The following is a 26,291-nucleotide window of genomic DNA, read 5'->3' as shown; positions in this document are numbered from 1 at the left end:
GAGGGCGTACTTATATTTTTGCCGCTGCCTCTCAGTGCGGCTGCCGGGGGCTTCCCGATCGATATTCGGCACTTAAGCCGTTAAATTTTTTATTTCTTCGCCAGTTCCTGGTTAATCATCCAGAGCTCCCGGCGTTCTTCGCTGCTCAGGCCATGGGTGCGCTCGCGAGCTATCAACTCTTCCTGGCGCAACTCAAGCATCGAATCAAACATATGGTTGAGCGAGTCGGTGAACGTTTTTTCTGCGATATCCTTATCTGCTATATCGTCCCACATCGACAGTTTTTCAAGGGTAGCGGCCTCTTTTGTGCCGCGATAATGCTCTAAAAGTTGTCCGGTGGTCAGACCTGGCTGAGACAAACAAGTGTTGACCAATTCTGAAAATAAGCCAAGCCCGGGCAATTTTTCGTGGTTCAAACCCGCCAGCGACGGCACTTGCGGAGCAAGTTCGGGGTTTTGCACCAGCAACCCTATCAGTATACGCATGGTTGTGCGTTTTAGCTGAGGCGCGGGGCGTACCGTGCCGTTTTCAGCCTGTTTCGGCATTAAACGTTCAAGCTGGCTGTCATCCAGAATGCCGAGCTTGTTGCCTAACTCCTGACGCAGATAGATGCGCAGCGTTTCGCCGGGCACCTGGCTGATTAACGGCAGCGCCAGCGTGCTGAGCTGCGCGCGCCCGTCAGGGGTACTCAAATCAACCTGCGGCATCAGGCTGTTAAACAGAAACGTGGAGAGCGGCTGAGCCTGCTCCATCCGCGCTTCAAACGCCGCTTTGCCCTCTTTACGCACCAGCGTATCCGGGTCTTCACCGTCGGGCAGGAACATAAAGCGTAGCTGACGCCCGTCGGTCATATACGGCAACGCGGTTTCCAGCGCTCGCCAGGCGGCGTCGCGTCCTGCGCGGTCACCGTCGTAACAGCAAATCACGTTGTTGGTGACGCGGAACAGCAGCTGGATATGGTCCGCCGTGGTGGACGTTCCCAGCGACGCAACGGCATAGTTAATGTCGTACTGCGCCAGCGCAACAACATCCATATAGCCTTCGACGACCAGAAGACGCGGAGGTTCCGCATTATCCTGCTGTGCCTCATAAAGACCGTAAAGCTGGCGGCCCTTATGGAAAATATCGGTTTCCGGGGAGTTAAGGTATTTCGGCAGGGCATCACCCAGCACGCGACCACCAAAACCTATCACCCGGCCACGCTTGTCGCGGATCGGGAACATCACCCGTTCACGGAAGCGGTCGTAGCTTCGTCCCTGGTCGTTGGTGACCAGCATGCCTGCGTCGATGAGGGATTTACGATCTTCGCTATTGCCGCCAAAACGCTTTAACACGTTGTCCCAGCCGGGCGGGGCGTAACCAATAGCGAAACGCGCAATCACATCGTCACTCAGTCCGCGCTTGTTCAGATACTGACGCGCAGGCTCAGCCGCAGAGTGCTTAAGAGACTGTTGGTAAAACGAATTCAGGCCATCCATCAGTTGGTACAGCGTTTGCCGCTGATGGCGCTCGATCTGACTTGGCCCACTGCCTGCTTCATACGGCACTTCAAGGTTATGCATCGCCGCCAGCTCTTCGACGGTTTCAACGAACTCGAGCTTGTCGTAGTTCATCAAAAAATCGACGGCATTACCGTGTGCGCCACAGCCGAAGCAATGGTAGAACTGTTTTTCACCGTTTACGGTGAAAGAGGGGGTTTTTTCGTTATGGAACGGACAGCACGCATGGTAGTTCTTGCCCTGCTTTTTTAGCTTCACCCGCGCGTCGATGAGATCGACGATGTCGGTTCTGGCAAGCAGGTCATTGATGAAAACGCGTGGGATTCTTCCGGCCATATGCCCCAAAAATTTAAGCGACTTATAAACGAAAACAAGCCGCGCATTCCTTCCGGAAGCACGGCCTTACGACTACAACTCTGTCTGTCAATTGAGGGCTGTGGCCCTCAACAGATTAGTACAGACGAGTACGGCGTGCGTTTTCGCGAGCCAGTTTCTTCGCGTGACGTTTCACAGCGGAAGCTTTAGCGCGCTTACGTTCGGTCGTTGGTTTTTCATAAAACTCACGACGACGAACTTCAGCCAGAACACCTGCTTTCTCGCATGAACGTTTGAAGCGACGCAGTGCTACGTCGAACGGCTCGTTTTCACGTACTTTAATTACCGGCATGTAACTCTCACCTTTAATAAATTCGGTTTGCCGCTGGCATCAACGCCAGCTTATTTCAAAATGGTGCGGAATTTTACTGCAAATGCTGCTGCTTTGTAAAGCACCGATGCGATTTTGAAAGGGACTTTAATAAGGGTGAGGAGTATACACGAGGCTTCTTCCTGGGGCGAACAAAGTTTTACAACAATCCGCCCAGGCTCTACACTGCGCGGTATTGAAACGAGGTAAAACAAGTCATGCGTGTACTGGGTATTGAAACATCCTGCGATGAAACCGGCATCGCGATTTACGACGACGAAAAAGGGCTTCTGGCCAACCAGCTGTATAGTCAGGTGAAATTGCACGCTGATTACGGCGGCGTCGTGCCTGAACTGGCCTCTCGTGACCACGTGCGTAAAACGGTTCCCCTGATTCAGGCGGCGCTTAAAGAGGCCGGGTTGAGTGCAAAAGATATTGATGCCGTGGCCTATACCGCAGGGCCGGGCCTGGTCGGCGCGCTGCTGGTCGGCGCAACGGTAGGGCGTTCGCTGGCCTTCGCGTGGGATGTTCCGGCCATTCCGGTTCACCATATGGAAGGGCACCTTCTGGCGCCGATGCTGGAAGACAATCCGCCAGAGTTCCCGTTTGTGGCGCTGCTGGTTTCCGGTGGGCATACCCAGCTGATTAGCGTAACGGGCATTGGCAAGTACGCGCTGCTGGGCGAGTCGATCGACGATGCTGCCGGTGAAGCCTTCGATAAAACCGCCAAGCTGCTGGGGCTGGATTACCCGGGTGGCCCGATGCTGTCGAAAATGGCGTCGCAGGGAACGGAAGGGCGCTTTGTCTTCCCGCGGCCGATGACCGACCGTCCGGGGCTGGATTTCAGCTTCTCTGGCCTGAAAACTTTCGCGGCCAATACTATCCGCAATAATGACGACAGTGAGCAGACCCGTGCCGATATCGCCCGTGCGTTCGAAGACGCGGTGGTGGATACGCTGATGATCAAGTGCAAGCGCGCGCTGGATCAGACCGGCTTTAAGCGTCTGGTGATGGCCGGTGGCGTCAGCGCTAACCGCACGCTGCGCGCGAAGCTTGCTGAGATGATGCAAAAGCGTCGCGGGGAAGTGTTCTATGCGCGTCCTGAATTTTGCACCGATAACGGGGCGATGATCGCCTACGCCGGGATGGTGCGTCTGAACGCCGGCGCAACGGCTGACCTGAGCGTGTCTGTGCGTCCGCGCTGGCCGCTGGCGGAACTGCCTGAGGCGTGAGTTTCTTTGCCCGGTGGCGCTGCGCTTACCGGGCCTACAAGATCCACGTGTGCTAACGTGCAATAAACCACCCTACACCCGCAACATTCCTTTCTCTTCCAGAAACGCAATAATCGTCGCTAAACCGTCACCCGCTTTCAGGTTGGTAAACGTCCACGGACGCTCGCCGCGCATGCGATTAGTGTCGCGCTCCATTACCTCCAGCGACGCACCGACGTACGGCGCGAGGTCGGTTTTGTTGATCACCAGAAAATCGGATTTGGTGATCCCCGGCCCGCCCTTGCGCGGGATTTTTTCCCCTTCGGCCACGTCGATGACGTAGATGGTGAGGTCCGCCAGCTCCGGGCTGAAGGTCGCGCTCAGGTTATCCCCGCCGCTTTCCACGAAGATCAGATCCAGATTGCCGAACTTCTCGCTCAACGCTTCCACCGCCGCCAGGTTCATTGAGGCGTCTTCGCGGATGGCGGTATGCGGGCAGCCGCCCGTTTCCACGCCCACGATGCGCTCTGGCTCCAGCGCACCCGCCTCGGTCAGGATGCGCTGATCCTCTTTGGTGTAGATATCGTTGGTCACCACCGCCAGGTGATAGGTGTCGCGCATCGCCTTGCAGAGCGCTTCCAGCAGGGCGGTTTTGCCCGACCCTACCGGGCCGCCCACGCCCACGCGCAGGGGATGTTTGTAATCAGCCATGTTGACTCCTCAGGAACGGAATAGTCGTGAATATTGGGTTTCATGGCGCGCGGAGGCGATGGCCGACAGCGGCGTAGCGGCCCCCAGCGCGTCGTCGCCACGTAAAAATGCCTGTTCAAACCCGGCGGCAAAATGGTCGCTCAGGTCGATAATCAGCTGTTGTGCTGCCTGCTGCCCAAACGGCACCAGCTTGACGCCCGCCATCACCGCGCTCTCAATCCAGCTGTAGCCGAGGCTCAGCGCCAGCTCGCGCGCGCTAATGCCCCAGCGCACGCCGAGCCACGCCATGCCGCCGAGCTGGCTTCGCATCAACAGCGGCAGCCATTCTGGCGGGCAGGCGGGTTCCCAGCTTTTAATCAGGCGCGTAAAGGCCGCCCCACGGTTGCGTTCTTCATCGCGCAGCTCGCGCGTTTCCCGACAGGCGAGCAGGTATGCCGTCCAGCGTTTTGCTGTCGCGACGTCCTGCTTCTCGCAGGCACGATACAGGCGGATAAACAGCGGCAGGTCGACACAGAAAAAGCTCTGCTCCATCTGCTGGATCTGCCAGCGCCTGAAGGCCTCAGCGTCCGTGACCCACCCGGCCTCAACGGCCCACTCCAGCCCCTGCGACCAGGTAAACGATCCGACCGGCAGGCTACTGCTGGAGAGCTGCATCAGGCGCAGCCGCTGGCGGGCGTGCTCCATCAGCTCATCAGCGCCAGCAGGGCGGAGACGATCAGCCCGCCGCCGAAGGTTTTACGCAGGCCGTCGTGACGGCGCAGCAGCAGCCCTGCCGCGAAGCTGGCACACAGCACCGTGGCGCTGGCTAACATAAACCCGCTGGTGAAGAGCCAGAAGCTGTGGCCGGACATCTCCACGCCGTGCGCCCAGCCGTGGAACATCGCCAGGGCTGGTACCGCCAGCAGCAGGCGATTTTCGGTCTTAAACATCATCACGCCGCAGAGCGCCAGCGAGGCGATAATCAGCATCTCCATGCCGCTAAAGCCGCCGAGCAGGCTGCCCGCAACGGCACCAGCAAGCATCATGCCGAGCGTCGCTAACGGCAACAGCAGCTTGCGGCCGCTCAGGGCGGAGAGCACGCCAGCCCCCGTCAGCATCAGCAGGTGATCCAGCCCGGTCAGCGGATGGAGAAATCCTGCCTGGAAGCTGTCGGTCCCGTGGCCGGGATGGGCAAGCGCCGGAACGGAAAAAGCCAGCAGTAACAGCGGTAAGTACTTGCGCATGATGAGTCCTTAATGTGAATGAGCGTGAGAGTGGCTATGGCTGTGGGCATCGCTGGTGTAAGCGCCCGCTTCCGGTTCAAACGGCAGGCTGGCGAAGGTCACCTCCAGCCCGAACTGACGCAGCATATCGTCGAGGACGTGGTCGTGGTGGTAGCGCAGTTCGCCAGGCATTATTTGCAGCGGTACGTGACGATTGCCCAGGTGATAACAGGCGCGGGCGAGCAGGAACGGGTCGGCGCAGCGCACCACGGAAACCGACTCCGGGGCGGCGATCACTTCGATCACCTCGCTGCCATCGTCGGTAGTCAGCAGGTCGCCCCCGCGCAGCAGCAGGCCGCGCGGCAGCATTAGCCCGGCTTCGCGGCCGTCGTTCAGCGCCACGCGGGCGCGGCTTTTTACCCGCACATCAATCGGTAGCGTGACGCTGGCGGTAATCGGATGCGCATGGTCCAGGCGTTGGGTTAAATAGATCATCATGACTCCTCAAAACAGAAAATAGCGTTGCGCCATCGGCAAAACCTCTGCCGGTTCGCTGGTGATCAATTCGCCGTCGACGCGTACCTCATAGGTTTGCGCGTCAACGGTGATATTCGGCTGTAAATCGTTGTGGATCATGTCGGCCTTTTTCACCGACCGGCAGCCTCTCACCACCGCGGTGGCACTTTGCAGTCCGAGCCGTTGCGGAATGCCGCTGGCATCAGCAGCCTGAGAGACAAACGTCAGCCGCGTGGTGTGGCGTGCGGCACCAAGGGCACCAAACATCGGGCGGTAATGTACCGGCTGCGGCGTGGGGATCGAGGCGTTGATGTCGCCCATCGGCGCGCAGGCGATCATCCCGCCTTTGACGATGGTGGCGGGTTTGACGCCAAAGAAGGCGGGGGACCAGACCACCAGATCCGCCAGCTTGCCCGCCTCAATAGAACCGACCTCATGGGCGATGCCGTGGGTCAGCGCCGGGTTGATGGTGTATTTGGCGACATAGCGCTTCACGCGGAAGTTATCGTTATCGCCGGTCTCTTCCGGCAGTGCGCCGCGCTGCACCTTCATGCGGTGCGCCACCTGCCAGGTGCGGATAATCACTTCCCCCACGCGGCCCATTGCCTGTGAATCTGACGAGGTGAGCGAGAACGCGCCGATATCGTGCAGCACGTCTTCGGCGGCGATGGTCTCCCGGCGAATGCGGGATTCGGCAAACGCCACGTCCTCGGCGATATCCGGGTCGAGGTGATGGCAAACCATCAGCATGTCCAGGTGCTCGTCGATGGTGTTGACCGTGTAGGGCAGCGTCGGGTTGGTGGAGGAGGGCAGAATATTCGGGTGCGCGCAGGCGGTGATGATATCCGGCGCATGGCCGCCGCCCGCCCCTTCGGTGTGGAAGGTGTGGATGGTGCGCCCGGCGATGGCGGCCAGCGTGTCTTCGACAAAACCGGACTCGTTCAGCGTGTCGCTGTGCAGCGCCACCTGAATATCCATCTCTTCAGCGACCTCCAGCGAACAGTTGATGGCCGCAGGCGTCGCGCCCCAGTCTTCGTGGATCTTAAGCCCGATGGCACCTGCCGCGATCTGCTCGCGCAGCGCGTCCGGGTTGGAGCCGTTCCCTTTACCCAGCAGGCCAATATTCACCGGTAGCGTATCGGCTGCCTGCAACATGCGGGCGATATACCACGGCCCCGGCGTGCAGGTGGTGGCGTTTGTGCCTGCCGCAGGCCCGGTGCCGCCGCCGATCATGGTGGTGACGCCAGACACCAGCGCCTCTTCCGCCTGCTGCGGACAGATCCAGTGGATGTGGGTGTCGATCCCGCCTGCGGTGACAATCTTCCCTTCGGCGGCGATCACCTCCGTTGCCGCGCCAATCGGGATTGTCACGCCGGGCTGAATGTCCGGGTTTCCGGCTTTGCCGATGGCGAAGATCCGCCCATCTTTTACGCCGATATCCGCTTTCACGATCCCCCAGTGATCGACGATCAGCGCGTTGGTGAGCACCAGATCCACGCAGTCGTCGGCGGTCATCTGCCCCTGTCCCATACCGTCGCGGATCACTTTTCCGCCGCCGAATTTAACCTCTTCGCCGTAGATCGTGAGATCGTCTTCCACTTCGATCCACAGCTCGCTGTCGGCCAGCCGCACTTTATCCCCGGTAGTGGGGCCGAACATATCGGCATACGCCTGGCGTGAAATCTCAGCCATGTTTCACCTCGCCCATGACCTCGCCGCGAAAGCCGAAAATGCGCTGTGCGCCCGTCACCTGCACCAGCGTCACTTCCCGCTTCTGGCCGGGCTCGAAGCGCACGGCAGTGCCGGCCGGGATGTTCAGCCGGTAACCTCGGGTGGCTTCGCGATCGAACTTCAGCGCCGGGTTGACCTCGTAAAAGTGGTAGTGCGATCCGACCTGGATCGGCCTGTCGCCGTGGTTTTCCACGATCACACTTCGGGTTTCGCGCCCGACGTTGAGAGCAATGTTTCCGGACTGGATCCGGTATTCGCCTGGGATCATCACGCGCTCCTTACACGATCGGGTTGTGGACGGTGACGAGCTTGGATCCGTCCGGAAAGGTGGCTTCCACCTGGATATCCGGGATCATCTCCGGCACGCCTTCCATCACCTGATCGCGCGTCAGGACGTGGCGGCCGGCTTCCATCAGCGAGGCGACGGTTTCGCCATCGCGCGCGCCTTCCATAATAAAGGCGCTGATCAGCGCGACCGATTCCGGGTAGTTGAGCTTTACCCCGCGCGCGAGGCGGCGTTCGGCAACCAGCGCGGCGGTGAACAGCAACAGCTTGTCTTTTTCTCTGGGAGTCAGTTCCATAGCGTTTCTCTTATGTTTGCCAGATGCGCGGCGAACAGGCGGTTTTGGAAGTTAAAAGCGGGCGAAGCGACTGCCAGATATCGCGCATCACCCGCTGACAAATCAGGTTGTCGTGGGAGAGAAAACGCACCGACAGCAGATCGTCGGTGAGCGTCGCCCCGCCAACGTTTTCCAGCGGGGCGAGAAGCGCACGCACCGCGTCGAGAAGTGCTTCCCGGGCCGGATAGAACAGCAGCGTGCCGACCCACGGATGGTCCGCGACGGGCGTCAGATCGCCACCGCTGAGATGCAGTCGCTCAATCAGACGCGGCTCGCCATCCACCCACACCTCAAGGCGGTTCTCCAGCGTGCCGTGGCTGAAGGTTTCGTTTATCACCGGACGGCCCAGACAGTACAGCTCCCACGCCAGCAGCGTGCTGGTGGCGTGCAGGTGAAAGACGGAACGCAGCGCGGCGTTAGCGCCGGGGAAAATAATGGTGTCCTGCGGCAGCCACTCCAGCGTGGCCTCTTCGTCGAGGTAAAAATGCTGACTGAGGCAGGCCAGCGGGCCGTTGCTGCGATAGAACTTGCTGGCGCCGGGCATGGTAATGAGGGCATGGCTTTTGGCGTCGAGCCGCACGGAAATATCCAGCGTATCTCCGCCCACAATTCCGCCTGGCGGGTGCAGCAGGTAAAGGTGGCAGGTTTCCCCTTCGGGATAAAACGGACGCTGAACGGTGAGCGGCCCGCTGTGACGCGCGGAATGGAGGAGGGTTTTCTCAGGGGTATGACAAAACTGGAGGGCAAGCGAGGCCTGCCAGCCTTTGTATGAATTATCAGTGACCTGAGTTGCTAACATGGTGCTTCCATTTCCACACTATCGGGGTACGTTTCAGTATGCCCTGGCGGAAATGAAGGCTGTCATATGAGTCGCTTATGGATAAAAAAACGGCTCATGTGAGCCGGTTTCAGTAATGTAGGCCGGGTAAGCGCAGCGCCACCCGGCAAGAAAGGCTAGCGATAATCCTCTGCATCCACATCATACCCCGACGGCTCCCAGCGGATCGCCAGCAGCGACGCCAGACCGATAAACGGCGCCAGCGCAATCACCCAGAACACGGCGGTATCCAGCGAGGCGACCAGCAGCGGGAACAGAAACAGTGACAGCGTTGAACTGCTGCGCATCAGCGTCTGGTTAAGCCCCACGCCCACGCCGCGCAGCGAGGTCGGGTAGCTCAGGGAGGCAAACGTCATGGTGTGCGCACCTGGACCAAAACCCTGACCAAACAGGAACAGCGCCAGCATCGCGACGGCGACCACGCCTTCCGTAGCCCCGTCAGGGCGGCCAATCAGCGCCAGGCCGAGCAGTGCCGCAAGCTGGCACGCATAACCCGCCAGTGACATCCGCCATGCGCCGAAGCGCGGAACATAGCGCACCGCCAGCAGCCCGCCGACAAATGCGAACAGCAGGTTAAGCGCCAGCGAGATCAGAATGGTGGTCAGCATCGACTGCACAAAGAAGCTGGAGATGATCACCGGCAGGCCAAAGGCTACGGCGTTATAGGCGAACGAGGAGACCACTGACAGCAGCGTGGCGAGCGTGGTACGCCGCAGATAGATACCGCGGAACAGGTTCAGGTAGTTCGACCATTTTGCCTTGTTCACGACAGGCGCGGGCTGGTCGAGCGCATCCTGCGGTACGTGGGCATTAATATTGTAAGACTGCCGCAGGATGGACGCCGCCTCCTTCAGATTGCCCTGATTCGCCGCCCAGACCGGGGATTCGCTCATATAGCGGCTGCGGATGGCGATAATCACCAGCGCGGGCACCGCGCCAAAGCCAAGGATCAGACGCCAGAGCCAGTCGCTGTGGCTTTCCGGCAGCACGGCGTAAAAGAAGAGCACCAGAAGATAAGAGATGCTGATGGCCGCGTACCAGGTGGGGCACCACATTGCGACGCTGGAGGCTTTATTCCCCGGGCCTTTCAGCCTGGCGAACTCGCTGAGAAACGCCATCGCGACGGGAAGGTCGATCCCAACGCCAAGACCCATCACAAAGCGCGCGCCCGCCAGCACATATTCGTTAGGGGCCAGCGCACAGGCGATAGCGGCAACGACAAAGAACACCATGTCGGCCATAAAGACGCGGTAGCGCCCGATTTTATCCGTAAGATAGCCGCCGAGCAGCGCCCCGACAATCGCGCCAAAGGTAATCGCCGAGGCCACCATGCCGGTACCGGCGGGCGTCAGGTTAAATTCGCGGGTGATGTCTTTGATGCCGAATGCCAGCGCGCCGAGATCGTAGGCATCGAGGAAAATTCCCCCGAGCGCGATACCGACCACGATGCGGGCATTGGCCCGGCCCTGAGAGCCGTCATTAACGAGACGTGAAACGTCCGATGCGCTACGTACCCACTTGATGTCGCCATCCGGGGTATTTCCTGCCGTTGGAAGGGGAGTTGAATCTGTGATTTCTGCCATTTTCTTTTTGTGTGGTTGTGTTGTGTCTCTAACAGTTACCACAGGCAGAAGGTGACAAAAATCACATTTGGTTATAAGGCATAACGAACGGTTTACTGAGCGTCTTTCTTTTTACGCCTGAGCTTCGTCCAGATCTTCGTTTCCTTACGCCGCCACAGGCGCTGAATGTTGTCGTGGTGGCGCAACAGGATCAGACACGAGAGCATCGACACCGGGAAGGTAAACTGCGGTTTAAACCACCAGACATAAAACGGGGCGATCAGTGCGCTGACGATGGCGCCCAGCGACGAATAACCGCTCAGCAGAATGGTCAGCAGCCAGGTGCCCGCCATCACGCCGGTGAGATCCCAGCCGATCGGCGCAATCGCGCCAAACGCGGTGGCAACGCCTTTACCGCCTTTAAAACCAAAGAAAACGGGCCAGATGTGGCCGACGCAGGCGGCGATGGCAATCAGCCCCAGCCAGAAGGGTGTGACGCCGAGCGCATACGCGCCCCAGACGGGAAGCATTCCTTTCAGAACATCAAAAATCAAAACCGCTACGGCTGCTCCCTTGCCGCCAATTCGTAGTACATTGGTCGCCCCCGGATTCCCGGAACCACTTTCACGCGGGTCAGGCAACCCGGCGATGCGGCAGACCAGAATGGCGCTGGAGATTGAGCCGCAAAGGTAGGCGAGGATAATCATTCCAGGCGCGATTGCACTCATAACGCTGTTCCGTTTTGAAAATGTATCTGTATTCTCAGCATCTGTGGATAATACGCATAATTCGCCGGAAGTGGTATCCGGTTTAGCCAAAAAGCAGGCAGGTCGTGATGGATATTGTATTTATAGAGCAACTTTCGGTAATCACCACAATTGGTGTTTACGACTGGGAACAGACCATCGAGCAGAAACTGGTGTTCGATATCGAAATGGGCTGGGACAACCGCAAGTCAGCAAAAAGCGATGATGTGAATGACTGTCTGAGCTACGCCGACATCAGTGAAACGGTCATCGCCCATGTGGAAGGGCAACGTTTTGCGCTGGTAGAACGTGTGGCGGAAGAGGTAGCAGACCTGCTGCTGAGCAAATTTAACTCCCCATGGGTGCGCATTAAGCTAAGCAAGCCGGGAGCGGTGGCGCGCGCCGCCAATGTGGGCGTGATTATCGAGCGTGGCACAAATCTGAAAGGAAAGATTTAACGTCATAATAGCTAAACCATTTTAGGTTATATCGGTCTTAAAGCTGTATCTTTCACGGTTGTCCGCGTGGGACACCGTTTTTTTATATCTTTTTAGGGGTTTATAGATGAGCGATATGCACTCGCTGCTGGTGGCGGCAATACTGGGTGTGGTCGAAGGATTGACGGAGTTTTTGCCGGTGTCCAGTACGGGCCATATGATTATCGTTGGCCATCTCCTGGGCTTTGAAGGCGATACCGCAAAGACGTTTGAGGTGGTGATCCAACTGGGCTCTATCCTGGCGGTGGTCGTGATGTTCTGGCGACGTCTGTTTGGTCTGATCGGTATCCACTTCGGGCGTTTGCCGCAGCGTGAAGGAGAGGGCAAAGGGCGCCTGACGCTGATTCATATTCTGCTCGGGATGATCCCGGCGGTGGTGCTGGGGCTGGTGTTCCACGACACCATTAAATCGCTCTTCAACCCGATTAACGTGATGTACGCGCTGGTTGTCGGCGGCTTCCTGCTGATTGCCGCCGAAGTGCTGAAGCCAAAAACCCCGCGTGCGGAAGGTCTGGACGATATGACGTATCGCCAGGCGTTTATGATTGGCTGCTTCCAGTGTCTGGCGCTGTGGCCGGGCTTCTCCCGTTCAGGGGCAACCATTTCCGGCGGGATGCTGATGGGCGTGAGCCGTTACGCGGCGTCTGAGTTCTCGTTCCTGCTGGCGGTGCCGATGATGATGGGTGCCACCGCGCTGGATCTCTACAAAAGCATCGGCTTCCTGACCGTGGGCGACATTCCGATGTTCGCCGTGGGCTTTATCACCGCCTTTATTGTGGCGTTGATCGCCATCAAAACCTTCCTGCAACTGATTAAGCGTATTTCGTTTATTCCGTTCGCGATCTACCGCTTTATCGTCGCGGCTGCCGTGTACGTGGTCTTCTTCTGATGACCGACCGCCCTCAGTCTTTCGGCTGAGGGCAACGTTTTTCCTTCCACGCTGCAACCGCATCAATCCGCCGTTTCGTCAGCTCTTCGCGGATCGCCGGGCCTTTAAACCCTGCCTCCACCACCTCTTTCGTTGGCACCGCTTTCGCTACGTCCCACGCCTCACGCAGCAAACGACCCTGCGGATAATCGGACGCTTCAAACCCGGTGCGGCCGCGCACGTCGGCTTCGCTGGTCAGCGCAATTTGCTCCACGCGCTGCGGTTTGCGCCAGGCGTCGATGTTATCAAACAGCCTGACGATGGTAGCGGGTTTCAGGATCGGGAAGGTGTGGATCAGGTCGTGAAACTCGGCCACCAGTTTTGCCAGATCGCGAATGTCATTCGGCACGCGCAGGCGCTGACAAAGCCCTTCAACCAGCTTCACGCCAGCCGGACCGTGCCCGTGGTGGCGTGGCCACAACTCCTTTGGCGTTAACCCTTTGCCGAGGTCATGGCAGAGGGTAGAAAAGCGCACGTCCACCTCCGGGCTGAGCATGGCGGCCATGCTCAGCGTCATCAGGGTGTGAATGCCGGTATCAATTTCCGGGTGCCATTTCGCCGGGGCGGGCACGCCAAACAGCGCATCTATTTCCGGGAACAGCACTTTCAGCGCCCCGCAGTCGCGCAGAACCTGGAAAAAGACCTGTGGATTGCGGGTAGTCAGGGCGTTTTCGGTCTCTTTCCAGACGCGTTCTGGCGTCAGATGTTCCAGCTCGCCCGCGTCGGTCATGGCCGTCATCAGCGCCATCGTCTCGTCGGCGATGCGGAAGCTGAGATGGGCATAACGGGCGGCAAAACGCGCCACGCGCAGTACGCGAAGCGGATCTTCAGAAAAGGCGGGGGAGATATGGCGTAAAAGACGGTCACGCAGATCGTTCTGGCCGCCGTAGACATCGATAATATGGCCTTTTTCGTCCTGCGCCAGGGCATTAATGGTGAGATCGCGGCGCAGTAAGTCCTGCTCCAGCGTCACATCCGGCGCGGCATAGCAGGTGAAGCCGGTATAACCGGAACCGGATTTCCGTTCGGTACGCGCCAGGGCGTACTCTTCCCGGCTTTTCGGATGGAGGAACACAGGAAAATCGCGGCCTACCTGCTGGTAGCCCGCGTCAATCATCGCTTCGGGCGTGGCACCGACCACGACCCAGTCTTTATCTTTGACCGGCAGACCTAATAACGCATCACGTACCGCACCACCGACCAGATAACTCTTCACGCCAACACTCCCGTTTTCTCTTTTCGCAAGATGATACGTAAGTGTGGCAGAGAAGACGAGTTAGTTCATCCAGCGGTCTTTACGTTTACGGCTTGGGATAAGGTGAGGAAGCACCAGACCCAGCACCAGACCGACGCCCAGCACTCCGCCGCCATACATAAACCACTGCATGATGATGGTGCGTTGTTTGTCATCCAGCTGTAGATTCGCGGCGTTCACTTTCTTCTGCGCGACGATCAGCTCATTTTTCAGCTTCTGATTTTCGTCTTTCAGACCGGCGATCACGCTGTCGCTTTGCGCCACTTTCTGCTGCATCTCTGCGGTGCGCTGGTTCCAGGTGCCGTCAATGTTGTTCAGCTTATCGGTCAGGGTTTTCACCTGATTTTCCAGATCCGGCACGCGGGTGCGCAGGCTTGGCACCGTGCTCAGCTCTTTCAGCGGGATCCATGAGGTGCGGCCAGAGCTGTCACGAACCTGACCGTAATTGGTGTCTGCATTGGTTTGCAGCAGAGTCACTTCCTCGCCGGCATTTACCGTACCCACGAGGCGATAATTGTCTCCAGGGCCGCTGCGTACCCAGGTATTCAGTTCATCAGAAACGTAACGTTTCTCTTCAGCGTGGACCGCGGTTGCGGCGCTAAAAGCGAGTAAAGTAAGTCCAATCAGGCGTAATTTAAGCATATCAGTCGTTATTTTCATAAAAAGTGGAACGATAGTAGTGGTATCAGTGTCGCTACGCAAAGGATTCATCATCAATCGGAATCATCTGTGTCATGATTTCCACCGCTTTAAACTTTTACGCCCGTCAAATTGCTCATTGCGTGGCAATTTGGCGCAAAATACTATGTACTGACAAACAAATGGCGAGGAAGTTCGCCTTCATCGACGCGTCTGTGACGCACGCAAAAGTACAAGGCTATGGCACAAGAGATCGAATTAAAGTTTATCGTCGAAAATGACAGCGCTGACGCGCTCCGCCAGCATCTGAATACGCTGTCCGGCGAGCACCATGAACCCGTACAGCTGCTCAACATCTATTACGAAACGCCGGACAACTGGCTGCGCAACCACGATATGGGCCTGCGCATCCGGGGTGCGAACGGGCGCTACGAGATGACGATGAAAATCGCCGGTCGCGTGGTGGGCGGTTTGCACCAGCGTCCGGAATACAATATCGACATCAGTAAGCCAGAACTTGAGCTGGATCGTTTTCCGGCGGAAGTGTGGCCGGAAGGGACGCTGCCCGCAACGCTGTCGGCAGAGGCGCAACCGCTGTTCAGCACCGATTTCTGGCGCGAAAAATGGCTGGTGTCGGAAGGCAAGAGCCGCATTGAGATCGCGTTCGATCGGGGTGAAATTAAGGCGGGTGAAGAGCAGGAGCCGATCTGCGAATTGGAACTCGAACTGCTGGAAGGCGAGGCGAGTGATGTGCTGAAGCTGGCGCACAAGCTGGTGAACCAGCCTGGCCTGCGTCAGGGCAGCCTGAGTAAAGCGGCACGCGGCTATCACCTGGCCGCCGGGAATGCGCCGCGCGTGCTGCGAGAAACCCCGATTCTGCGCGTTGTGCCGAAAGCCTCCGTTGAGCAGGGCATGGAAGCGGCGCTGGAGCTGGCGCTCTCTCAGTGGCAGTACCACGAGGAGCTGTGGGCGCGTAACGTGAAAAATGCCAAAAAACAGGTGCTGGCCGCTATGGGGCTGGTGCGTCATACCCTGACGCTCTTTGGCGGCATTGTACCGCGTAAAGCCAGCACTCACTTACGTGATTTGCTCACTCAAACCGAAACGCTGATGCTTTCCGACGTGTCGGCACAAACGGCGATCTACAGCCCGCAAAACGCCGGCGCGAAACTGGCGCTGACCGAGTTTCTGGTGACGCGCGGCTGGCGCACGTTCCTCGATGCGAAAGGGCAGACCAAAATTGCGGAAAACTTCAAACGTTTTGCGGATATCCACCTCTCCCGTCACGCGGCCGAGCTGAGAACCACCTTTGCGCATCCGCTGGGCGACCAGTATGGCGATCAGCTTCCCCGCCTGGCGCGTAACATTGACAGCATGTTGCTGCTGTCAGGTGCGTATGAGGGCGTGAAGGCGCAGGCCTGGCTGGAGAACTGGCAGGGGCTGAAGCATGCCATCGAGACCCGTCAGCAGATCGAAATCGAGCATTTCCGCAACGAGGCCATTTCGCAGGATCCGTACTGGCTGCACAGCGGAAAACGTTAATTCTGGCAAGGAACCCCTGATATGCCGCTTTCTTCGCAGTTACAGCAGCACTGGCAGACCGTTTGCGAACGCCTGCCTGAGTCGTTACCCGCGTCATCGTTAAGCGAGCAGGCGAAAAGCGTGCTCACGTTCAGTGATTTTGTGCAGGAGAGCGTCAGCGCCAACCCGGACTGGCTGGCAGAGCTGGAAAGCGCGCCGCCGCAGGCTGACGAGTGGCGGCATTATGCTGGCTGGCTGCAAACCGCGCTGGCAGAGGTGGCAGACGAAGCCACGCTGATGCGCGTACTGCGTCAGTTCCGCCGCCGGGTGATGGTACGCATTGCCTGGGCGCAGGCGCTGGAGCTGGTGAGCGAAGAGAGTACCTTGCAGCAGTTGAGCGAGCTGGCGCAGACGTTGATTGTCGCCGCGCGGGACTGGCTCTACGCCGCCTGCTGTAAAGAGTGGGGCACGCCGTGCAGCGAAGCCGGGGTTCCGCAACCGCTGTTGATTCTGGGGATGGGCAAGCTGGGCGGCTGCGAGCTTAATTTCTCCTCAGACATCGATCTGATTTTTGCCTGGCCGGAGAACGGCTCCACGCGCGGCGGTCGTCGCGAGCTGGACAACGCCCAGTTCTTTACTCGCCTGGGGCAGCGGCTGATTAAGGCACTGGATCAGCCCACCCAGGATGGTTTTGTCTACCGCGTGGATATGCGTTTGCGTCCGTTTGGCGACAGCGGTCCGCTGGTGCTGAGCTTTGCCGCGCTGGAAGATTATTACCAGGAGCAGGGTCGCGACTGGGAGCGTTACGCGATGGTCAAAGCGCGGATCATGGGTGACAGCGACGATGCCTGGGCCAACGAGCTGCGCGCCATGCTGCGCCCGTTTGTGTTCCGCCGCTACATCGACTTCAGCGTGATCCAGTCCCTGCGAAATATGAAAGGGATGATTGCCCGCGAGGTGCGTCGCCGTGGCCTGAAGGACAACATCAAGCTCGGCGCGGGCGGTATTCGTGAGATCGAATTTATCGTCCAGGTCTTCCAGCTGATACGCGGCGGGCGTGAACCTTCTCTGCAATCCCGCTCGCTGCTGCCGACGCTGAGCGCTATCGAGCAGCTGCATCTGCTGCCGGAAGGCGATGCGCAAACGCTGCGTGACTCTTATCTCTTCCTGCGTCGTCTGGAAAATTTGCTGCAAAGTATCAACGACGAACAGACCCAGACGTTACCGGGCGACGAGCTGAACCGGGCGCGTCTGGCCTGGGGGATGCGGGTGGATGACTGGGCGGCGCTGACGGAACGGCTGGAAGCGCAAATGGCGGGCGTGCGCCGCATCTTTAACGATCTGATCGGCGACGACGAAAGTGAATCGCAGGACGATGCGCTCTCCGAGCACTGGCGCGAGCTGTGGCAGGACGCGCTCCAGGAAGATGACACCACGCCGGTGCTGGCGCACTTAAGCGACGATGCCCGCCATCGCGTGGTGGCGCTGATTGCCGATTTCCGCTTCGAACTGAACAAACGCGCCATTGGCCCACGTGGTCGTCAGGTGCTGGATCATCTGATGCCGCATCTGCTGAGCGATGTCTGCTCCCGCGAGGATGCGCCGGTGCCGCTGTCGCGCATGATGCCGCTGCTGAGCGGGATCGTCACGCGTACCACTTACCTTGAACTGTTAAGCGAGTTTCCCGGCGCGCTGAAGCACCTGATTTCTCTCTGCGCCGCCTCGCCGATGGTGGCGAACAAGCTGGCGCGTTATCCGCTGCTGCTGGACGAACTGCTCGACCCGAATACGCTGTATCAGCCGACGGCGACGGATGCCTACCGCGACGAGCTGCGTCAGTATCTGCTGCGCGTACCGGAAGAGGACGAAGAGCAACAGCTTGAGGCGCTTCGTCAGTTTAAGCAGGCGCAGATGCTGCGCGTGGCGGCGGCAGATATCGCCGGTACCCTGCCGGTAATGAAAGTGAGCGATCACTTAACCTGGCTGGCGGAAGCGATCATCGACGCGGTTGTCCATCAGGCGTGGGTGCAGATGGTGGCCCGCTACGGGCAGCCGAAACACCTTGCAGAGCGCGAAGGCCGCGGTTTTGCGGTGGTGGGTTACGGCAAGCTGGGCGGCTGGGAGCTGGGCTACAGCTCCGATCTGGATCTGATTTTCCTCCACGACTGTCCGGCAGACGTCATGACCGACGGCGAACGTGAGATTGACGGGCGGCAGTTCTACCTGCGTCTGGCCCAGCGCATTATGCACCTGTTCAGCACCCGCACCTCATCCGGCATTCTGTATGAAGTGGATGCGCGTCTGCGCCCGTCCGGCGCGGCAGGCATGCTGGTCACCTCGACGGAGGCTTTCGCCGACTATCAGAAGAACGAAGCCTGGACGTGGGAGCATCAGGCGCTGGTGCGCGCCCGCGTGGTATACGGCGATCCGCAGCTCAAAACGCAGTTCGATGCGATCCGCAAGGCGGTCATGACGACCCCGCGCGAGGGCAGTACGCTGCAAACCGAAGTGCGGGAAATGCGGGAGAAGATGCGCGCGCACCTTGGCAACAAACATCGCGATCGCTTTGATATTAAAGCCGATGAAGGCGGCATTACCGATATCGAGTTTATCACTCAGTACCTGGTGCTGCTGCACGCGCACGATAAGCCGAAGCTGACCCGCTGGTCGGATAACGTGCGCATACTGGAACTGCTGGCACAGAACGACATTATGGATGAGCAGGAGGCGCAGGCATTAACCCGCGCCTACACCACGCTGCGTGATGAGTTGCACCATCTGGCCTTACAGGAACAGCCGGGCCATGTGGCGCTGGACTGTTTCGCCGATGAACGCGCGCAGGTGACCACAAGCTGGCAGAAGTGGCTGGTGGAACCGTGCGTAACAAAACAAGTGTGATATTATCGCGCGCAAATTGTGAATCTTTCTGGAGTCAGGAATGAAAGTAACACTGCCAGAGTTTGAACGTGCTGGAGTTATGGTTGTCGGTGATGTGATGCTGGATCGCTACTGGTATGGGCCGACCAGCCGTATCTCTCCGGAAGCGCCGGTGCCGGTAGTTAAGGTCGACACCATTGAAGAGCGTCCAGGCGGCGCGGCAAACGTGGCGATGAACATAGCCTCGCTGGGCGCGCATTCGCGTCTGGTGGGCCTGACCGGCATTGACGATGCGGCGCGTGCCCTGAGTCAGTCGCTGGCGGACGTGAACGTGAAGTGCGACTTCGTTTCTGTTCCGACCCACCCAACCATCACCAAGCTTCGCGTCCTGTCGCGTAATCAGCAGCTGATCCGCCTCGATTTCGAAGAAGGATTCGAAGGCGTTGATCCTGAGCCGCTACACGAGCGTATTAGCCAGGCGCTGGGTAATATCGGCGCGCTGGTGCTGTCTGATTATGCCAAAGGCGCGCTGGCGAGCGTGCAGACCATGATCCAGCTGGCGCGTAAAGCCAGCGTACCGGTGCTGATCGATCCGAAAGGCACCGATTTCGAGCGCTATCGCGGCGCAACCCTGCTGACGCCAAACCTCTCTGAATTCGAAGCGGTGGCGGGCAAGTGCAAAACTGAAGAAGAGCTGGTTGAGCGCGGCATGAAAATCATCGCTGATTTCGAGCTGTCTGCGCTGCTGGTGACCCGTTCCGAGCAGGGCATGACGCTGCTGCAACCGGGCAAGGCGCCGCTGCATATGCCAACCCAGGCGCAGGAAGTGTACGACGTGACCGGTGCCGGTGATACGGTGATTGGCGTGCTGGCGGCGACGCTGGCGGCGGGTAACTCCCTGGAAGAAGCGTGCTACTTCGCGAACGCCGCGGCGGGCGTGGTCGTTGGTAAACTCGGGACCTCCACCGTTTCGCCAATCGAGCTGGAAAACGCGGTGCGTGGGCGTGCGGATACCGGCTTTGGCGTCATGACCGAAGACGAGCTGAAAGTGGCCGTTGCTGCCGCGCGCAAACGCGGTGAAAAAGTGGTGATGACTAACGGCGTGTTCGACATCCTGCATGCGGGTCATGTCTCGTATCTGGCGAATGCGCGTAAGCTGGGCGATCGCCTGATTGTGGCGGTCAACAGTGATGCCTCAACCAAACGTCTGAAGGGTGAAACGCGTCCGGTGAACCCGCTGGAGCAGCGCATGATCGTGCTCGGCGCGCTGGAAGCGGTGGACTGGGTGGTCTCATTTGAAGAAGACACCCCGCAGCGCCTGATTGCCGGAATTCTGCCTGACCTGCTGGTGAAGGGCGGTGATTACAAACCAGAGCAAATCGCAGGTAGCGAAGAGGTCTGGGCAAATGGTGGTGAAGTGATGGTGCTCAACTTTGAGGACGGGTGTTCAACCACCAACATCATTAAGAAGATCCAGAAAGACAGTCAGTAAAAAACGGGCCAACAGGCCCGTTTTTTTATGTCGGGTGGCGGCTGCGCCTTACCCGACCTACGCGTTCATGTAGCCGCCACCGGGCACAGCAGGCCGCACTTATGCCTGGTCATCCACCGGTGGAATAGCTGGCGCTGGCTTCACTTCTTCCGGCGCATTGCGGCTCTCCAGCTCGCTCAGACGCTGTTCCAGCAGCGCCAGTTTCTCGCGGGTGCGCAGCAGCACCTGAGTCTGCACATCAAACTCTTCGCGGCTGACTAAATCAAGGCGAACCAACTGTGCCTGCAACGTCTGGCGGATTTTCTTCTCAACGTCATCACCAAACTCACGAATACCTTTCGGCATGGACTCATGAACCTGACGCGCGATCTGCTCAATTTTCTTTGGGTCAATCATTGTCGTTTCCCTTGATGAAAAGGTGTTAGTGCCTATTGTAGCGCGTCATGCCGTGGGTTAAACAAAATTGTTTGAAGCTTATGCATTGCCCAGGGTAATCAATAGCGTTATAGTTATCTCGCTTATTCTCAGGGCGGGGCGAAATTCCCCACCGGCGGTAAATCAGCTTAACGCTGAAAGCCCGCGAGCGCTTTGGGTGAATTCTCAAAGGTCAGCAGATCCGGTGTAATTCCGGGGCCGACGGTTAGAGTCCGGATGGGAGAGAGTAACGATCCAGTCGGGCATGGCCCGCTCACGTTATTTTTTTGCCGCTAGTACGGCGCTCCTAAGACTGCCCTGATTCTGGTAACCATAAAGTTAATGAGGTTTTTTTACCATGAATCAGACGCTACTTTCCTCTTTTGGCACTTCAACTCAACGTGTTGAACATGCACTGGATGCACTGCGCGAAGGCCGCGGTGTGATGGTGCTTGATGATGAAAACCGTGAAAACGAAGGCGACATGATTTTTGCCGCCGAGAACATGACCGTTGAGCAGATGGCGCTGACCATCCGTCACGGTAGCGGCATCGTATGCCTGTGCATCACCGAAGACCGTCGCAAGCAGCTTGATCTGCCGATGATGGTTGAAAACAACACCAGCGCCTTTGGTACCGGCTTCACCGTGACCATTGAAGCAGCGCATGGCGTAACCACCGGTGTGTCGGCGGCTGACCGCCTGACTACCGTGCGTGCAGCGATTGCTGATGGTGCGAAACCATCCGATCTGCACCGCCCTGGTCACGTCTTCCCGCTGCGCGCGCAGCCGGGCGGCGTGCTGACCCGTGGTGGTCATACCGAAGCGACCATCGATCTGGTGACGCTGGCTGGCTTCAAACCCGCAGGCGTGCTGTGCGAACTGACCAACGATGATGGCACCATGGCGCGCGCGCCGGAGTGCATCACCTTTGCGCGTCTGCACAATATGCCAGTGGTGACGATTGAAGATCTGGTTGAGTACCGCCGCGCGCACGAGCGCAAAGCCAGCTGAACATGCTGATGTGAAAAAGCCGGGGAAACCCGGCTTTGTTGTTTCTAGTGGTAGTTAATTTTGAACAGTACCACGGTTTCAAACGGCCCGGACTGAATCGCTTTCCCTTCCTCCCGTGAAAGTTCAGCCGTGTAGTTTTGCTCAACATTCATCTTATCGCCCGTAAAATCGGCGTACTCCTTGTACTGGTTAAAGGTGTAAGGCTCCGTTCCGTTAAGAATACGCAGCTTTAACCCATTCCCTATCAGTACTGCGGTGTCGTCTGCGCTAAGCGTTTCGGTTGTGTAAAACGACGAGTCCATCTTAAATCCGTCCGAGCACTGGGCATCCTGCACTTTGGTGGTTCGTATTGAAAACGTGCGCATACGCGTCTGCTGATTCACAATGTCGCGCGCGCTGAAGGCGCCGAAGTCGATCTCCTGATTTTCAGGGAAAATGCTAAACGTCGCTCCACAATCAAGCACCGTAATGTTTTGCAGTCCGTTGATGTGATACTTGAGGTTCTTCGCGTCGGCCATCTGATTAACGCCACCCTTACCGTCAAACTGCACAACGATGTAATCGCTGAGCGAACTGATATAACCATGTGGCGGCATAGCCTTAATTCGCACGAAAAGTCGTAATCGGGCGACGAACGTGCGTGAAATATGGATATCATCCGGATTGCCGGAGCAGATGCGATTCTCCCAACCCATCTGGCGGATTTGATCCGCGGTGTAAATGGTGATGTTATCGTTGTCCAGGCACTGGCGGGTATCCACGCCGTTGGGCTGGCCCGTGGCATCGTAATCTATGCCTTCATAGGTGACGCCCAGTTCATAATAGGGATCGGTTGCGGCAGGATAAGGGTTCACCCATGCAAAGACATCTTCCGGCTCAAAATTGCTCGTGACGTTGTTATCACACGTCACCGGAATTTTAATGTCATCAGACTCCCATATTTTTTGACCAACCTGAGCGTTGCTGGGTATCGCAAAAGGGGTGATCGTTTTTGTCTCCTCGACGGGGCCGCCAGATCCACCCAGATAGCAGTTAAGCGCCAGCGCATCTTTCAAAGGCAGCGCTGAAAGCAGCAGTGTAAACAGGAAACTAGCGAGCTTTTGCATCTTTATCGATTTTCCGTTCGGTAAGTTTACATAGCGCCGTTCCGGTGCACTGCACGTCGACTTTTTTTAGGGCGCCGTAATCGTCGATATAGCCGATGCTGTAATAACTACCGTGGTAATCACCGGTAGAGGCGGTTGCCGTGGCGAAAGGCGCAATCATCAGACTGTCAAAACCCGGCAGCATGGTTTTGGCATTTTTGCTCAGCCACGCCAGCGTGATGTAGTACGGCGTAGGGTTGTGGACCGTGAGTCCTTTCGCGCTGGCGGTAATTTCCATGCGCATTTCAGCCAGTTCGCCGGATTTTTTGCTAATCGCTTCCGGACGCCAGAACAGCTTGATTCGGCTCTGCATGGCAACCTGCATCACGCTGCGCTCCTCGCTGGCGCTGATGCTTTTTGGCGGTACTTCACGCAGGTTGAAATAAAACAGCGATTCCCTGTCTTTTGGCAACTGGCGGGTGGCGGCTTGTTTAACAATTCTTACCTGCGACGAGGCGCCCGCTTCGATACGTTGAATGGGGGGAAGCGCCATAAAGTGCGCATCTTCTTTATGCCCCTTTTCATCTTCAATCCAGGAGAGCGCCAGATAAGGCAGCGCCTTGCTCTGGTTGTCCACTTTCAGGCTGCTGGCCTTGTCGCTTTCTGGAAAAACAATGCGCGTGCGGTCCAGATTAATGGCCGCATGGGTGGTAAATGCTGTGCTGATTAGCATCAGGCACAGGCTTTTAATCGGCGTTAATTTCATGATGATTTCTTACTGACACGGCAGTATCAACTGCATACTGTTTTCTAAGTGAGAAGGTAACGAGAAGCGACACTGTTGGTTGTCGCCCCATGTCACGCGAAACTGCTGTTCTGGCTCAACGGCGCCGAGCCAGACGTGGCCTTCATCGGCCACCATCCCAACCTGCAAATCGTTTGCTTCCAGGCGAACAATCGCCCCGAGCGGTGGCGTTCCTGATGACATCCGCAGAACACCTGCCACGTCCCGACCTGCACGCGTGGCAATCTGACGAAAACCAATGGCCCCCTCAGTCCAGGTTGAGGTCACGACGCGGTTGTCCACGTCCACGCCATCCGGAAGGTTGTTCATATTGATCTGCACGCTGGAGGGGGAATAGCTGGAGAATGACGGTAAAACGCCGATGCCAAAACGGTTGGTCTCATCTCGCGACATGTTCAGCGGGATATTGCCTACCCCGTCGGTGCTGACCATTACGCGGGGTTCATTACCGTAGCTGCGCCGGTGCAGCGCGGCGCCTTTCACCGTTGAGGTGAAGGAACCGCTCCAGCTTGCGCTGAGGGAGTTATATTCGTCAGCTTTATAGCTGCCGGAGAGATTAAGATCGCCGTACGCAGAATAATGCTGATAATTCCCGCTGAACTGCGCCCCGGAGTCTGGCTTCCCGCTCTCCGCGCCCGCGGAAACGCCCCAGGTGTTATTGCGATCCGACGTGTCGTACCACGACACGTTATGGCTCAGCGTGTCGCGGTTACGCAGGTCATAGTTAAGTCGATGATCGGGATCGAGCGGTACGCTGAGCGAGAGATAGAACTGAGTATCGTCACTTTCGTCTTTCTCATCGTAATGCGTTTTACTCCAGGACAGGGTTACGCCAAGGTTCTTCCAGCGGCCCATATCAAAGTTGTAGCCCGCCGTGATACTGCCGGTCGTGGAGGGTGAATCATTCCACCATGTCTGACGCAGCATATTGACGTACAGGTTCAGGGATAACGCCGAAATGTACTGGCTTGCCGTCACGCTCAGGGTTTGTTTTTCCGACTGGCGGTCACCGTCGTCATAATCAAGGTAGCGGGCGTAGCTCAAAAACTGTGGATCTGAGTAGCGGTAGCTGGCGAGCGTAAGCTGACTGCCGGTGGTATCGAAACGCTTGCTGTAGTTAATGCGATAGCTGTAACCCGTCTGGCTGCGCTGGTGTGGCAGCTGGCTGGTGGCCTGCGTGACGTCAAAAGAGAGCGCCCCCAGCCAGGCCATATTCTGGCCGATTCCGGCAGCGACGGAACGATAGCGGTCGCCATCGGCCAGCGTACCGCCATACAGGGAGGTGTGCGACAGCATGCCCCAGGAAAATTCGCCGCTCATGAAGGCGTTATCTTCAACGTCATGGGAGGCGCCCTGGCGCGCTTTACCCGCCGCGAGCTTGTAGCGCACCTGACCCTTGCGCGTTAAAAATGGTACGGATTCGGCCGAGACCTGGAAGGTGCTGACGCGTCCATCCTCTTCCGTGACTTTGACGTCCAGCGTGCCCTGAACCGACTGGTTAAGATCCTGAATAACAAAAGGACCTGGCGGCACTTTACTCTGGTAAATCACGCGATTGGCAAGGCTTACGGTTACCGTGGCGTTGGTTTGCGCTATCCCGGTAATCTGCGGGGCATAGCCGCGCAGCGACCATGGCAGCATACGTTCATCGCTGATTAGCGATGCACCGGTGTAGGTAAAGGCGTCAAAAATTGCGGACTGGAAATCCGTTTCACCCAACGTCAGTTTCGCACCGATCGAGGGCAGAGGGCGGAACATATACACGCGTGAAAAACGTCCATTATGCTCCGAGCCTGCGTCAGTATGGCTTTGCGTGTACTGGTAATCGCTGCGTAGCCGCCACGCGCCCATGTTCGCGCCGGCGGTGCCATAGGTATTGGCGTTGTCATTGTTGCTGCCGCTATTGGGCTGATAATGGCTGGCAAAAAGATTGTAATCCAGCAGTACGCCCGGCACGCCGATGTCCCAGGTGGATGGCGGCATCCAGTCAACCGCACGGTATTGCAGCCACGCCTGGGGGATGGTCACTTTCAGGGTCTGGCTGCCTTGCTCAAAAGTAAATCGGATGTCGGGTCTGGCGGAGAAATCAACGCATCCCTCTTTCTCAGGCAAAGCGTGGCGAACGTCATCCTGCAACGCAAAGGTATCGACCAGCTCGGGGGGAATACAGACCTGAACGGCGTTATTTATTTCTCGCCAGCGAAGCTGCCAGCCATTTGCCAGCGGAATATCATTGACGGCAACCGTAACGAAATAGCTTCCCGGCGTAACCGATATTTGATCTTTAAACAGTGATAAATCGACGCTGCCGCGCTGATCTTTATCGATGGCGTTTATATTAAACTCGGTGGCAGAGGCAACTTTCGTCATTAACAGGGACGCAATGATGATTATCCATTGTAATTTGTATGTCATCATCCTGTTACTCGAGTAAATAGAGAGTGC

Annotated in this window: 25 protein-coding genes and 1 riboswitch; of the genes, 7 read left to right on the top strand and 18 right to left on the bottom strand. The window is 57.8% G+C overall.

Features of this window, described 5'->3' with window-relative positions; all coding sequences use genetic code 11:
• Positions 1-89: 89 nt before the first annotated feature.
• Together dnaG and rpsU are read right to left on the bottom strand one after the other, a co-directional pair.
• The gene (dnaG, locus tag ACQG0T_RS19690; RefSeq protein ID WP_003862574.1) at positions 90-1,835 is read right to left on the bottom strand and encodes a DNA primase; all 1,746 of its coding nucleotides are present in this window, start codon (positions 1,833-1,835) and stop codon (positions 90-92) included.
• Positions 1,836-1,950: 115 nt separating this feature from the next.
• Positions 1,951-2,166, bottom strand: coding sequence for a 30S ribosomal protein S21 (gene rpsU, locus ACQG0T_RS19685; RefSeq protein ID WP_001144069.1), 216 nt, complete (start codon positions 2,164-2,166; stop codon positions 1,951-1,953).
• Positions 2,167-2,402: 236 nt separating this feature from the next.
• Here rpsU and tsaD point away from each other — a divergent pair, with 236 nt between their 5' ends.
• Positions 2,403-3,416, top strand: coding sequence for a tRNA (adenosine(37)-N6)-threonylcarbamoyltransferase complex transferase subunit TsaD (gene tsaD, locus ACQG0T_RS19680; protein WP_015571911.1), 1,014 nt, complete (start codon positions 2,403-2,405; stop codon positions 3,414-3,416).
• A gap of 72 nt (positions 3,417-3,488) precedes the next feature.
• Here the strand turns inward: tsaD and ureG are convergent, their stop codons facing one another.
• The 10 genes from ureG to plsY form a co-directional block, all read right to left on the bottom strand.
• A complete protein-coding gene (gene ureG / locus ACQG0T_RS19675; RefSeq protein WP_014071813.1) occupies positions 3,489-4,106 on the bottom strand; it encodes an urease accessory protein UreG in 618 nt (205 codons plus the stop codon).
• Positions 4,107-4,115: 9 nt separating this feature from the next.
• A complete protein-coding gene (locus tag ACQG0T_RS19670) occupies positions 4,116-4,790 on the bottom strand; it encodes an urease accessory protein UreF (protein WP_017692647.1) in 675 nt (224 codons plus the stop codon).
• Positions 4,790-5,329: a HupE/UreJ family protein gene (locus ACQG0T_RS19665; protein WP_023295464.1), complete on the bottom strand. Its 540-nt coding sequence runs from the start codon at positions 5,327-5,329 to the stop codon at positions 4,790-4,792. Before ACQG0T_RS19665 ends, ACQG0T_RS19670 begins: the two co-directional genes overlap by 1 nt.
• Positions 5,330-5,338: 9 nt before the next feature.
• Positions 5,339-5,803 carry an urease accessory protein UreE gene (ureE, locus tag ACQG0T_RS19660; protein WP_017384028.1) on the bottom strand — a complete coding sequence of 155 codons (465 nt, stop codon included), beginning with the start codon at positions 5,801-5,803 and terminating at the stop codon, positions 5,339-5,341.
• A 9-nt stretch (positions 5,804-5,812) separates the two neighbouring features.
• Positions 5,813-7,516 (bottom strand): urease subunit alpha, encoded by a 1,704-nt coding sequence (ureC, locus tag ACQG0T_RS19655; protein ID WP_271040463.1) that lies wholly within the window; start codon positions 7,514-7,516, stop codon positions 5,813-5,815.
• Positions 7,509-7,823, bottom strand: a complete 315-nt coding sequence (locus ACQG0T_RS19650) for an urease subunit beta (RefSeq protein ID WP_015571906.1) — start codon at positions 7,821-7,823, stop codon at positions 7,509-7,511. The genes ureC and ACQG0T_RS19650 overlap by 8 nt, the downstream gene beginning before the upstream one ends.
• A 10-nt stretch (positions 7,824-7,833) precedes the next feature.
• Positions 7,834-8,136 carry an urease subunit gamma gene (locus ACQG0T_RS19645; protein ID WP_003862556.1) on the bottom strand — a complete coding sequence of 101 codons (303 nt, stop codon included), beginning with the start codon at positions 8,134-8,136 and terminating at the stop codon, positions 7,834-7,836.
• 10 nt (positions 8,137-8,146) lie between these two features.
• On the bottom strand, positions 8,147-8,974 hold the full coding sequence (locus tag ACQG0T_RS19640; protein ID WP_015571905.1) for an urease accessory protein UreD: 828 nt from the start codon (positions 8,972-8,974) through the stop codon (positions 8,147-8,149).
• 155 nt (positions 8,975-9,129) lie between these two features.
• Positions 9,130-10,596 (bottom strand): MFS transporter, encoded by a 1,467-nt coding sequence (locus tag ACQG0T_RS19635; RefSeq protein ID WP_040118127.1) that lies wholly within the window; start codon positions 10,594-10,596, stop codon positions 9,130-9,132.
• Between the two features lie 92 nt (positions 10,597-10,688).
• On the bottom strand, positions 10,689-11,303 hold the full coding sequence (plsY, locus tag ACQG0T_RS19630) for a glycerol-3-phosphate 1-O-acyltransferase PlsY (RefSeq protein ID WP_017384031.1): 615 nt from the start codon (positions 11,301-11,303) through the stop codon (positions 10,689-10,691).
• Positions 11,304-11,410: 107 nt separating this feature from the next.
• Between plsY and folB the strand changes: the two genes are divergently transcribed.
• Both folB and bacA read left to right on the top strand, forming a co-directional pair.
• Positions 11,411-11,779 carry a bifunctional dihydroneopterin aldolase/7,8-dihydroneopterin epimerase gene (gene folB / locus ACQG0T_RS19625; RefSeq protein WP_015571902.1) on the top strand — a complete coding sequence of 123 codons (369 nt, stop codon included), beginning with the start codon at positions 11,411-11,413 and terminating at the stop codon, positions 11,777-11,779.
• 106 nt (positions 11,780-11,885) lie between these two features.
• A complete protein-coding gene (bacA, locus tag ACQG0T_RS19620; RefSeq protein WP_003862545.1) occupies positions 11,886-12,707 on the top strand; it encodes an undecaprenyl-diphosphate phosphatase in 822 nt (273 codons plus the stop codon).
• 13 nt (positions 12,708-12,720) lie between these two features.
• Here the strand turns inward: bacA and ACQG0T_RS19615 are convergent, their stop codons facing one another.
• On the bottom strand, positions 12,721-13,962 hold the full coding sequence (locus ACQG0T_RS19615; RefSeq protein ID WP_017384033.1) for a multifunctional CCA addition/repair protein: 1,242 nt from the start codon (positions 13,960-13,962) through the stop codon (positions 12,721-12,723).
• Positions 13,963-14,022: 60 nt separating this feature from the next.
• The gene (locus ACQG0T_RS19610) at positions 14,023-14,643 is read right to left on the bottom strand and encodes a TIGR04211 family SH3 domain-containing protein (RefSeq protein WP_001303390.1); all 621 of its coding nucleotides are present in this window, start codon (positions 14,641-14,643) and stop codon (positions 14,023-14,025) included.
• A gap of 237 nt (positions 14,644-14,880) precedes the next feature.
• Here ACQG0T_RS19610 and ACQG0T_RS19605 point away from each other — a divergent pair, with 237 nt between their 5' ends.
• The 3 genes from ACQG0T_RS19605 to hldE are packed head-to-tail and all read left to right on the top strand — an operon-like array spanning position 14,881 to position 20,530.
• Positions 14,881-16,182, top strand: coding sequence for an inorganic triphosphatase (locus ACQG0T_RS19605; protein ID WP_271040461.1), 1,302 nt, complete (start codon positions 14,881-14,883; stop codon positions 16,180-16,182).
• 21 nt (positions 16,183-16,203) lie between these two features.
• Positions 16,204-19,059: a bifunctional [glutamate--ammonia ligase]-adenylyl-L-tyrosine phosphorylase/[glutamate--ammonia-ligase] adenylyltransferase gene (gene glnE, locus ACQG0T_RS19600; RefSeq protein WP_023295459.1), complete on the top strand. Its 2,856-nt coding sequence runs from the start codon at positions 16,204-16,206 to the stop codon at positions 19,057-19,059.
• Positions 19,060-19,099: 40 nt separating this feature from the next.
• Positions 19,100-20,530, top strand: a complete 1,431-nt coding sequence (gene hldE, locus ACQG0T_RS19595; RefSeq protein ID WP_015571898.1) for a bifunctional D-glycero-beta-D-manno-heptose-7-phosphate kinase/D-glycero-beta-D-manno-heptose 1-phosphate adenylyltransferase HldE — start codon at positions 19,100-19,102, stop codon at positions 20,528-20,530.
• Positions 20,531-20,629: 99 nt separating this feature from the next.
• Here hldE and ubiK read toward each other — a convergent pair whose 3' ends face one another.
• Entirely contained in the window at positions 20,630-20,926 is a 297-nt protein-coding gene (gene ubiK, locus ACQG0T_RS19590) for a ubiquinone biosynthesis accessory factor UbiK (protein ID WP_000566823.1), read from the bottom strand.
• Positions 20,927-21,046: 120 nt separating this feature from the next.
• Positions 21,047-21,197: riboswitch (FMN riboswitch) on the top strand.
• A 105-nt stretch (positions 21,198-21,302) separates the two neighbouring features.
• On the opposite strand from ubiK, the gene ribB reads away from it, so the two are divergent.
• On the top strand, positions 21,303-21,956 hold the full coding sequence (ribB, locus tag ACQG0T_RS19585; RefSeq protein WP_015571897.1) for a 3,4-dihydroxy-2-butanone-4-phosphate synthase: 654 nt from the start codon (positions 21,303-21,305) through the stop codon (positions 21,954-21,956).
• A 44-nt stretch (positions 21,957-22,000) separates the two neighbouring features.
• On the opposite strand, the gene ACQG0T_RS19580 is transcribed toward ribB, so the two are convergent.
• Genes ACQG0T_RS19580 through ACQG0T_RS19570 form a run of 3 tightly spaced genes read right to left on the bottom strand, consistent with a single transcriptional unit; the run spans position 22,001 to position 26,261 of the window.
• Complete coding sequence (locus ACQG0T_RS19580) at positions 22,001-23,062, bottom strand: fimbrial protein (protein WP_017384036.1); 1,062 nt, start codon at positions 23,060-23,062, stop codon at positions 22,001-22,003.
• A complete protein-coding gene (locus ACQG0T_RS19575; RefSeq protein WP_023295458.1) occupies positions 23,046-23,807 on the bottom strand; it encodes a fimbrial biogenesis chaperone in 762 nt (253 codons plus the stop codon). Before ACQG0T_RS19575 ends, ACQG0T_RS19580 begins: the two co-directional genes overlap by 17 nt.
• Positions 23,808-23,816: 9 nt before the next feature.
• Positions 23,817-26,261 carry a fimbria/pilus outer membrane usher protein gene (locus tag ACQG0T_RS19570; RefSeq protein WP_032103349.1) on the bottom strand — a complete coding sequence of 815 codons (2,445 nt, stop codon included), beginning with the start codon at positions 26,259-26,261 and terminating at the stop codon, positions 23,817-23,819.
• Positions 26,262-26,291: the final 30 nt, after the last annotated feature.

The sequence above is a fragment of the Enterobacter cloacae complex sp. 302F9 genome, from assembly GCF_050030335.1.
Classification (GTDB): domain Bacteria; phylum Pseudomonadota; class Gammaproteobacteria; order Enterobacterales; family Enterobacteriaceae; genus Enterobacter; species Enterobacter hormaechei_C.
This window is presented reverse-complemented; position numbering and strand designations above follow the sequence as displayed.

Bases quoted from the DNA above. Each gene is read 5' to 3' on its own strand.
- dnaG (WP_003862574.1), bottom strand. From the start codon at position 1,835: ATGGCCGGAAGAATCCCACGCGTTTTCATCAATGACCTGCTTGCCAGA.
- rpsU (WP_001144069.1), bottom strand. From the start codon at position 2,166: ATGCCGGTAATTAAAGTACGTGAAAACGAGCCGTTCGACGTAGCACTG.
- tsaD (WP_015571911.1), top strand. From the start codon at position 2,403: ATGCGTGTACTGGGTATTGAAACATCCTGCGATGAAACCGGCATCGCG.
- ureG (WP_014071813.1), bottom strand. From the start codon at position 4,106: ATGGCTGATTACAAACATCCCCTGCGCGTGGGCGTGGGCGGCCCGGTA.
- ACQG0T_RS19670 (WP_017692647.1), bottom strand. From the start codon at position 4,790: ATGGAGCACGCCCGCCAGCGGCTGCGCCTGATGCAGCTCTCCAGCAGT.
- ACQG0T_RS19665 (WP_023295464.1), bottom strand. From the start codon at position 5,329: ATGCGCAAGTACTTACCGCTGTTACTGCTGGCTTTTTCCGTTCCGGCG.
- ureE (WP_017384028.1), bottom strand. From the start codon at position 5,803: ATGATCTATTTAACCCAACGCCTGGACCATGCGCATCCGATTACCGCC.
- ureC (WP_271040463.1), bottom strand. From the start codon at position 7,516: ATGGCTGAGATTTCACGCCAGGCGTATGCCGATATGTTCGGCCCCACT.
- ACQG0T_RS19650 (WP_015571906.1), bottom strand. From the start codon at position 7,823: ATGATCCCAGGCGAATACCGGATCCAGTCCGGAAACATTGCTCTCAAC.
- ACQG0T_RS19645 (WP_003862556.1), bottom strand. From the start codon at position 8,136: ATGGAACTGACTCCCAGAGAAAAAGACAAGCTGTTGCTGTTCACCGCC.
- ACQG0T_RS19640 (WP_015571905.1), bottom strand. From the start codon at position 8,974: ATGTTAGCAACTCAGGTCACTGATAATTCATACAAAGGCTGGCAGGCC.
- ACQG0T_RS19635 (WP_040118127.1), bottom strand. From the start codon at position 10,596: ATGGCAGAAATCACAGATTCAACTCCCCTTCCAACGGCAGGAAATACC.
- plsY (WP_017384031.1), bottom strand. From the start codon at position 11,303: ATGAGTGCAATCGCGCCTGGAATGATTATCCTCGCCTACCTTTGCGGC.
- folB (WP_015571902.1), top strand. From the start codon at position 11,411: ATGGATATTGTATTTATAGAGCAACTTTCGGTAATCACCACAATTGGT.
- bacA (WP_003862545.1), top strand. From the start codon at position 11,886: ATGAGCGATATGCACTCGCTGCTGGTGGCGGCAATACTGGGTGTGGTC.
- ACQG0T_RS19610 (WP_001303390.1), bottom strand. From the start codon at position 14,643: ATGCTTAAATTACGCCTGATTGGACTTACTTTACTCGCTTTTAGCGCC.
- ACQG0T_RS19605 (WP_271040461.1), top strand. From the start codon at position 14,881: ATGGCACAAGAGATCGAATTAAAGTTTATCGTCGAAAATGACAGCGCT.
- glnE (WP_023295459.1), top strand. From the start codon at position 16,204: ATGCCGCTTTCTTCGCAGTTACAGCAGCACTGGCAGACCGTTTGCGAA.
- hldE (WP_015571898.1), top strand. From the start codon at position 19,100: ATGAAAGTAACACTGCCAGAGTTTGAACGTGCTGGAGTTATGGTTGTC.
- ubiK (WP_000566823.1), bottom strand. From the start codon at position 20,926: ATGATTGACCCAAAGAAAATTGAGCAGATCGCGCGTCAGGTTCATGAG.
- ribB (WP_015571897.1), top strand. From the start codon at position 21,303: ATGAATCAGACGCTACTTTCCTCTTTTGGCACTTCAACTCAACGTGTT.
- ACQG0T_RS19580 (WP_017384036.1), bottom strand. From the start codon at position 23,062: ATGCAAAAGCTCGCTAGTTTCCTGTTTACACTGCTGCTTTCAGCGCTG.
- ACQG0T_RS19575 (WP_023295458.1), bottom strand. From the start codon at position 23,807: ATGAAATTAACGCCGATTAAAAGCCTGTGCCTGATGCTAATCAGCACA.
- ACQG0T_RS19570 (WP_032103349.1), bottom strand. From the start codon at position 26,261: ATGACATACAAATTACAATGGATAATCATCATTGCGTCCCTGTTAATG.